General features: G+C 57.7%; 1 protein-coding gene. It reads left to right on the plus strand.

What is annotated here, in order from left to right:
• On the plus strand, positions 1-222 hold a 222-nt coding region (locus FNJ47_RS49355; protein WP_163163919.1), incomplete at both ends, for a transposase.

Below are 222 nucleotides of genomic sequence, written 5' to 3' on the forward strand. Positions count from 1 at the left end.
TGGTCGCGTTGCGTCTCTTTCTGCCTGACAGTTGGACAAGCGACGTGTCTCGTTTGAAGCGTGCTCGCGTGCCAGTCGAACACCGAACGCCACGATCCAAGCCGGAAATTGCTTTGGCCGAGATTGATCGCGCGATAGCAGCCAACGTGCGCTTTGGATGTGTGCTGGCGGATGCAGGATACGGACTTAGCGCACCATTTCGACAAGGGCTAACAGAGCGCG

This window comes from Bradyrhizobium uaiense, from assembly GCF_010811875.1.
Lineage (GTDB): Bacteria > Pseudomonadota > Alphaproteobacteria > Rhizobiales > Xanthobacteraceae > Bradyrhizobium > Bradyrhizobium uaiense.